Source organism: Pseudomonas sp. FW305-96 (assembly GCF_058783825.1).
On sequence record NZ_JBYSYW010000017.1, the window covers coordinates 103,994 to 112,192 of the forward strand.

At 64.9% G+C, this 8,199-nt stretch carries 5 protein-coding genes; all 5 read left to right on the forward strand.

Annotation, left to right across the window (positions count from 1 at the left end; genetic code table 11):
• The first annotated feature begins 184 nt into the window (after positions 1-184).
• Complete coding sequence (locus AC3WL2_RS15005; RefSeq protein WP_102682813.1) at positions 185-1,606, forward strand: di-heme oxidoreductase family protein; 1,422 nt, start codon at positions 185-187, stop codon at positions 1,604-1,606.
• A gap of 18 nt (positions 1,607-1,624) precedes the next feature.
• Positions 1,625-2,689, forward strand: coding sequence for an imelysin family protein (locus tag AC3WL2_RS15010; protein WP_102682814.1), 1,065 nt, complete (start codon positions 1,625-1,627; stop codon positions 2,687-2,689).
• Between the two features lie 2 nt (positions 2,690-2,691).
• A complete protein-coding gene (locus AC3WL2_RS15015) occupies positions 2,692-3,789 on the forward strand; it encodes a DUF1513 domain-containing protein (protein WP_102682815.1) in 1,098 nt (365 codons plus the stop codon).
• 222 nt (positions 3,790-4,011) lie between these two features.
• Positions 4,012-5,154: an efflux RND transporter periplasmic adaptor subunit gene (locus tag AC3WL2_RS15020; RefSeq protein ID WP_102682816.1), complete on the forward strand. Its 1,143-nt coding sequence runs from the start codon at positions 4,012-4,014 to the stop codon at positions 5,152-5,154.
• A gap of 13 nt (positions 5,155-5,167) precedes the next feature.
• A partial coding sequence (locus tag AC3WL2_RS15025; protein WP_102682817.1) for a multidrug efflux RND transporter permease subunit occupies positions 5,168-8,199 on the forward strand: 3,032 nt, incomplete at its 3' end.

An 8,199-nucleotide genomic window follows, 5' to 3' on the forward strand; every position in this document is an offset into this window, starting at 1 on the left:
CAGCAGAGGCGGCCTTCGGGCCGCCTTTTTCATTTCCGTGACATGCCTTCGGGAGCGCAATGGGTGGGCGCGGACATTTCCAGGTAAAGCCAATTTCATCTGGCAATTGCAAATTGCTCTTATTCAATCACCCCCGGCCTGATAAGCTTGCACGCCGGTTTTTCGCCCATGCCCAGGATCCTCGATGTCCGTGCTCCGCCTAAGCCCCCTGCTGCTGGCCTTCGCCCTCGCCGCCTGTGACGACGCCCCGCGTTTCACCCAGGCCGAGCCCGGCGAGGCGCTCTCGGGCGGCAAGGCGACGGTGCAGCGCAGCGATCGCAACGCCTACTCGCTGCCCTCGGCCAATCTCACGCCCGAACGACGCCTGGACTTCGCCGTGGGCAACAGCTTCTTCCGCAACCCCTGGGTGATCGCCCCTTCCACCACCACTGCCCGCGATGGCCTCGGCCCGTTGTTCAACACCAACGCCTGCCAGAACTGCCACGTGCGCGATGGTCGCGGCCATCCGCCGGAGCCAGACGACAGCAACGCGGTATCGATGCTGGTGCGCCTGTCGATCCCTGACCAGCCGTACTACGCCCAGGTGATCGAGCGCCTGGGCGTGGTCCCAGAGCCCGTCTACGGTACCCAGTTGCAGGACATGGCCATCCCCGGCGTGGCCCCGGAAGGCAAAGTCCGCGTGACCTACGACAACCACAGCGTTACCTTCGCGGACGGCCACCAGGTCGAGCTGCGCCGCCCGACCCTGCGGATCAGCCAGCTCGGCTACGGCCCGCTGCACCCGGACACCCGCTTCTCCGCCCGGGTCGCCCCGCCGATGATCGGCCTGGGTCTGCTCGAGGCCATCCCCGAAGCCGACCTGCTGGCTAATGAGGACCCGGACGACCACAACCGCGACGGCATCCGTGGCCGCGCCAACCGAGTGTGGGACGATGCCCAGGGCAAGACCGTGGTCGGCCGCTTCGGCTGGAAGGCAGGGCAGCCCAACGTCAACCAGCAGAACGTGCACGCCTTCGCCGGCGACATGGGCCTGACCACCACCCTGTTGCCCAAGGACGACTGCACCGCCGCGCAGGTCGATTGCCTGGCCGCGCCCAATGGCGATGGCCAGGGCGGCGAAAAGGAAGTCAGTGACAATATCCTGCGCCTGGTCACCTTCTACACCCGCAACCTTGCCGTGCCGGCCCGGCGCAACGTCGATGCGCCGCAGGTATTGGCCGGCAAGAATCTGTTCTACCAGGCCGGTTGCCAGAGCTGCCACACCCCGCAATTCACCACCGCAGCCAATGCGGCCGAGCCGGAACTGGCCAACCAGGTGATCCGCCCCTACAGCGACCTGCTGCTGCACGACATGGGCCCGGGCCTGAGTGACGAGCGCACCGAATTTGCCGCCAACGGCCAGGACTGGCGCACCCCACCGCTGTGGGGCATCGGCCTGAGCGAAACCGTCAGCGGCCACAGCCAGCTCCTGCATGACGGCCGCGCCCGCAACCTGCTCGAGGCCGTGCTCTGGCACGGCGGCGAAGCCCAGGCGGCGCGCGATCATGTACTGACCTTCAATGCCGAGCAGCGCGCCGCGCTGCTGGCCTTCCTGAATTCACTTTAAACGCACAAGGAGCCGGGCATGTTCCGACCCAAACTGTTGTTCACCAGCCTCGCCGCACTCGCCTTGGGCGCCTGCTCGCCACAAGACCCACAGGCAGTGACCTCCGCGGCCATCGCCAAGCAGGTGATCCTGCCGACCTACAGCCGCTGGGTCGAGGCTGACCGACAACTAGCCGCCAGCGCCCTGGCATACTGTGAGGGCAAGCAGGACCTTGAGGCCGCCCGCGCCGACTTCCTCAACGCACAAAAAGCCTGGGCCGAATTGCAGCCGTTGCTGGTCGGCCCGCTGGCCGAAGGCAACCGTGCCTGGCAGGTGCAGTTCTGGCCAGACAAGAAGAACCTGGTCGGCCGCCAAGTCGAGCAACTGGTCAACGGCGAGCAGGCGGTCACCGTCGAATCGCTGAGCAAGGCCAGCGTCGTGGTCCGTGGCCTGTCCGCCTACGAATACATCCTGTTCGACAGCAAGCCGGACATCGCCAGCGCCGAACAGAAGGCCCGCTACTGCCCGCTGCTGGTCGCCATCGGCGAACACCAGAAGGCCTTGGCCGAAGAAATCCTCAAAGGCTGGAACAGCACCGACGGCATGCTGTCGCAGATGACCAAGTTCCCCAACCAGCGCTACGCCGACTCCCACGAGGCGATCGCCGACGTGCTGCGTGCCCAGGTCACCGCCCTGGACAGCCTGAAGAAGAAACTTGGCGCGCCGATGGGCCGGCAGAGCAAGGGGATTGCCCAACCACTACAAGCCGAGGCCTGGCGCAGCCACTCCTCGATCAAGAGCCTGGAAGCCTCGCTCAAGGCCGCCCAGACCGTCTGGGTCGGGGTCGACAATCAAGGCCTGCGCGGCCTTTTGGGCAAGGACCAGACGGCACTGGCACAGAAGATCGACGATGCCTATGCTGCTGCGCTCAAGCTGCTGGCCGACAACCAGAAGACCCTCGGCGAACTGCTGGCCGACGACGCTGGCAAGCAGACCCTCAACCAGATCTACGATGCCCTCAACGTCGTCCACCGCCTGCACGAAGGCGAGCTGGCCAAGGCGCTGAATATCCAGCTGGGCTTCAACGCCAACGACGGTGACTGATCATGCTGCGACGCCAGGCCCTGAAACTCGGTAGCGTTCTGCTCAGCGCCCTCACCCTGGGTGGCTGGAGCCTGTTCCGCGGCAAAGGCAGCGAACCGTTGCTGCTGTCGGCCCGCGACGACGGCGACGGCAAGCACTACGCCGTCGGCTTTCGCCTGGACGGCACCCAGGTGTTCAGCACCCAGGTGACCCAGCGTTGCCATGCGATCATCAACCATCCGACGCTGCCGATCGCCTTGTTCGTCGCCCGCCGGCCCGGCACCGAGAGCTATCTGGTCGACCTGCGTGACGGGCGCCTGCTGCAGACCCTCGCCTCACAGCCCAGCCGGCACTTCTACGGCCACGCAGTGATCCACAAGGGTGGCGAGTGGCTGTATGCGACCGAGAACGACACCAGCGACCCGGGCCGTGGCGTATTGGGCGTCTACCGCTTCGAGGGCGAGCGCCTGGTTTACAGCGGCGAGATCCCCACCCACGGCATCGGTCCCCACGAAGTGGCCTGGCTGCCCGACGGCGAGACCCTGGTGGTGGCCAACGGCGGCATCCGTACCGAGGCCGAGAGCCGGGTGGAGATGAACCTCGACGCCATGGAGCCGAGCCTGGTGCTGATGCAGCGTGACGGCACGCTGCTGAGCAAGGAGACCTTGGCCCAGCAGATGAACAGCGTGCGTCACTTGGCAGTTGGCGATGATGGCACCATCGCCGCCTGCCAGCAGTTCATGGGCGGCTCGGAAGAAACCGCCGAACTGCTGGCGATCAAGCGCCCGGGCGAGCCGTTCCAGGCCTTCCCGGTGCCGGAGCGCCAGCTGCAATCGATGGCCCAGTACACCGCCAGCGTCGCCATCCACAGCGACCTGCGCCTGGTGGCGCTGACCGCGCCGCGGGCCAACCGCCTGTTCATCTGGGACCTGGACAGCGGCGCAGTCAAACTTGATGCGCCGATGCCCGATTGCGCCGGGGTCGGAGCGGTGAAGGATGGTTTCGTCGTCACCTCCGGGCAGGGTCGCTGCCGCTTCTATGATTGCCGCAAGGCGCAGTTGATCGGGCAACCGATGGACCTGCCGTCCGGGTTCTGGGACAACCACCTGCATCTGGTCTGATTTTTCTGCCAGGACCTACCGGCCTCATCGCGGGACAAGCCCGCTCCCACAGCTGCTACACAATACCTGTGAGAGCGAGCTTGCCTCGCGATAGCGCCGGCACAAGCCAACTCCCTCTCCCCTTTTCCAGAAAACCGACAATACTTGCCCCATCGCACGTGGGCCGGATCGCCCGTGGTCGTGCCCGACGAACAACAAAATCCACCTCCAGGGAACCGGACCATGTTGCGCCGCCGCATGCTGATCATGTTGGCCGTCGTCCTGCTGATCGTGTTGATCCTGGGGGGCATCAAGGCCGTTTCCATCTACCGGCAAGTGCAGATGTTCTCGCAGCCCAGGCCCCCGGTCAGTGTTGCCGCGGCCCAGGCCGAGCTACGCCAGTGGCAGGAGCGCCTGCCGGCGGTCGGTAGCCTCAAGGCCTACCAGGGCGTTGAGTTGAGCCTGGAAGTGGCCGGCACGGTGAAGTCACTGCATTTCGAGTCCGGGCAGCAGGTCAAGGCTGGCCAGTTGCTGCTGCAGCTGGACAGCGACCAGGAAACCGCCCTGCTCGGCACTGCCCAGGCTGACCTGGGACTGGCCAAGGTCGACTTCGGCCGTGGCAGCCAACTGGTCGGCGACTCGGCGATCTCCCGGGGCGAGTACGACCGCCTGACCAGCCAGTACCGGCGCAACCAGGCCGTGGTCGACCAGCTCAAGGCATCGCTGGCGAAAAAGAGCATCAGCGCTCCGTTCAGCGGCACCATCGGCATCCGCCAGGTGGACGTCGGCGCCTACCTGCCCAGCGGTACGGTGATCGCCACCCTGCAGGATCTGTCCAGCCTCTACGTCGATTTCAATGTGCCCGAGCAGGCCCTACCGCACCTGAGCCTCGGCCAGCGGGTGCTGGCCCAGGTGGCCGCCTACCCTGACCAGACCTTCCCCGCCAGCCTCAGCGCGATCAACCCCAAGGTCGAGGAAAGCACGCGCAACCTGCTGGTCCGCGCCACCCTGGCCAACCCCGAAGGCAAGCTGCTGCCGGGCATGTTCGCCAGCCTGCAACTGCTGCTGCCCGACCCGCAACCGCAGGTCGTGGTGCCGGAAAACGCCATCACCTATACCCTCTATGGCAACTCGGTGTATCGCGTCAGCCCGAAAAAGGGCGAGGACGGCCAGCCGTTGCGCGATGCCAACGATCAGCCGCAACTGATCGCCGAACAACTCACCGTACAGACCGGCGAACGCCGCGAGGGTTGGGTCGTGGTGCTCAAGGGCCTGCAGGCCGGCGACCAGGTCGTCACCGCCGGTCAGCTCAAGCTGAGCCCAGGCGCGGCGATCCGCATCAGCGCCGATACGCCCCTGAAACCCACCGCGCCCGGCGCGCAGTGAACGGGAGGCGGCCATGGCGTTCACCGACCCGTTCATCCGCCGCCCGGTGCTGGCCTGCGTGGTCAGCCTGCTTATCCTGCTGCTGGGCCTGCAGGCCTGGAGCAAGCTGCAGATCCGCCAGTACCCACAGATGGAAAACGCCCTGATCACGGTGACCACCGCCTACCCCGGGGCCAACGCCGAGACCATCCAGGGCTACATCACCCAGCCGCTGCAGCAGAGCCTGGCCAGCGCCGACGGCATCGACTACATGACCTCGGTGAGCCGGCAGAACTTCTCGATCATTTCGGTCTACGCGCGGATCGGCGCCGACACCGACCGCCTGTTCACCCAGTTGCTGGCCAAGGCCAACGAGGTGCGCAACAAGCTGCCCCAGGACTCCGAGGATCCGGTACTGAGCAAGGAGGCCGCCGACGCCTCGGCACTGATGTACATCAGCTTCTACAGCAAGGAAATGAGCAACCCGCAGATCACCGACTACCTGTCACGAGTCATCCAGCCCAAGCTGGCCACGTTGCCGGGCATGGCCGAGGCCGAGATCCTCGGCAACCAGGTGTTCGCCATGCGTATCTGGATCGACCCGGTGAAGCTGGCCGGCTTCGGCCTGTCGGCGGTGGACGTGACCAACGCCGTGCGCCGCTACAACTTCCTCTCCGCGGCCGGCGAAGTGAAGGGCGAGTACGTGGTCACCAGCATCAACGCCACCACCGAACTCAAGTCTGCCGAGGCCTTCGCAGCCCTGCCGGTGAAGACCAGCGGTGACAGCCGGGTGCTGCTGGGTGACGTGGCCCGGGTGGAAATGGGTGCGGAAAACTACGACACGGTCAGTTCGTTCGACGGCACGCCCTCGGTGTACATCGGCATCAAGGCCACGCCGGCGGCCAACCCGCTGGAGGTGATCAAGGAAGTGCGGCGGATCATGCCGCAGCTCGAAGAAGAACTGCCCTCCAGTCTGAAGGTGTCCATTGCCTACGACGCCACCCTGTTCATCCAGGCCTCCATCGACGAAGTGATCAAGACCCTCGGCGAAGCGGTGCTGATCGTCATCGTCGTGGTGTTCCTGTTCCTCGGCGCCCTGCGTTCGGTGGTGATCCCGGTGGTGACCATCCCGCTGTCGATGATCGGCGTACTGTTTTTCATGCAGATGATGGGCTATTCGCTGAATCTGCTGACCTTGCTGGCGATGGTACTGGCCATCGGCCTGGTGGTGGATGACGCCATCGTCGTGGTGGAAAACATCCACCGCCATATCGAAGAAGGCAAGACGCCCTTCGAAGCGGCCCTGGAGGGTGCCCGCGAGATCGCCCTGCCGGTCGTGTCGATGACTATCACCTTGGCTGCTGTGTACGCTCCCATTGGTTTTCTCACCGGGCTGACCGGCGCCCTGTTCAAGGAGTTTGCCCTGACCTTGGCCGGTGCCGTGGTCATCTCCGGGGTCGTCGCCCTCACTCTCTCCCCCATGATGTGCGCCGTACTGCTGCGCCACGAACAGAACCCCAGCGGCCTGGCCCACCGCCTGGACCTGATCTTCGAATCGCTCAAGGCACGCTACCAGCGCCTGCTGCACGGCACGCTGAACAGCCGCCCGGTGGTGCTGGTGTTCGCCGTGCTCATCCTGTGCCTGATCCCGGTGCTGCTGATGTTCACCCGCAACGAGCTGGCCCCGGAGGAGGACCAGGGGGTGATCTTCATGATGAGCAGTTCGCCGCAGACCGCGAACCTGGACTACCTCAACGCCTATACCGACCAGTTCACGCCGATCTTCAAAGGTTTCCCCGAGTACTACTCGTCATTCCAGATCAATGGTTTCAACGGCGTGCAGAGCGGTATCGGCGGCTTCCTGCTCAAGCCCTGGAACGAACGCGAGCGCACGCAGATGCAGCTGTTGCCGTTGGTACAGGCCGAACTCGAACAGATCGGCGGCCTGCAGATCTTCGGTTTCAACCTGCCGTCGCTGCCCGGCACCGGCGAGGGCCTGCCGTTCCAGTTGGTGATCAACACCGCCGGTGACTACCCGGCGCTGCTAGAGGTGGCGCAACGGGTCAAGGAACGCGCCCAGGCCTCGGGCAAGTTCGCCTTCCTCGACATCGACCTGGCCTTCGACAAACCCGAAGTAGTGATCGACATCGACCGCGCCAAGGCGGCGCAGATGGGCGTGTCGATGGACACCCTGGGCAGCACCCTGGCGACCTTGCTGGGCGAGGCCGAGATCAACCGCTTCACGCTGGAGGGCCGCAGCTACAAGGTCATCGCCCAGGTCGAACGGCCCTACCGCGCCAACCCCGGCTGGCTGAACAGCTATTACGTGAAGAACGAGCAAGGCCAGCTGTTGCCATTATCGACCTTGATCACCCTGAGCGACCGCGCCCGACCGCGACAGCTCAACCAGTTCCAGCAGCTGAACTCGGCGATCATCCAGGGCGTTCCGCTGGTGAGCATGGGTGAAGCACTGGATACCGTGCGCGCCATCGCCCGCGAGGAGGCGCCGGAAGGTTTTTCGCTGGACTATGCCGGGACAGCGCGGCAGTTCGTCCAGGAGGGCAGCGCGTTGTGGGTGACCTTCGGCCTGGCGCTGGCGATCATCTTCCTGGTGCTGGCGGCGCAGTTCGAGAGCTTCCGCGATCCGCTGGTGATTCTGGTGACCGTGCCGTTGTCCATCTGCGGGGCGCTCTTGCCGCTGTTCCTTGGGGTCTCGAGCATGAACATCTATACCCAGGTAGGGTTGGTGACACTGATCGGGTTGATTACCAAGCATGGGATTCTCATTGTCGAGTTTGCCAATCAGCTACGGGACGAGCGGGGGCTTGGGGTACGCGAGGCGATCGAAGAAGCCGCCGCGATTCGCTTGCGGCCGGTGCTGATGACCACGGCGGCCATGGTGTTCGGCATGGTGCCCTTGATATTGGCAACCGGGGCCGGGGCGGTCAGCCGGTTTGATATCGGGATGGTGATTGCTACCGGGATGTCGGTGGGGACTTTGTTTACGTTGTTTGTTTTGCCGTGCATTTATAGTGTTTTGGCGCATAAAGGGGGGCGGGGTGTTGC

Coding starts and splice junctions, on each gene's coding strand:
- AC3WL2_RS15005 (WP_102682813.1), top strand. CDS start 185: ATGTCCGTGCTCCGCCTAAGCCCCCTGCTGCTGGCCTTCGCCCTCGCC.
- AC3WL2_RS15020 (WP_102682816.1), top strand. CDS start 4,012: ATGTTGCGCCGCCGCATGCTGATCATGTTGGCCGTCGTCCTGCTGATC.
- AC3WL2_RS15010 (WP_102682814.1), top strand. CDS start 1,625: ATGTTCCGACCCAAACTGTTGTTCACCAGCCTCGCCGCACTCGCCTTG.
- AC3WL2_RS15015 (WP_102682815.1), top strand. CDS start 2,692: ATGCTGCGACGCCAGGCCCTGAAACTCGGTAGCGTTCTGCTCAGCGCC.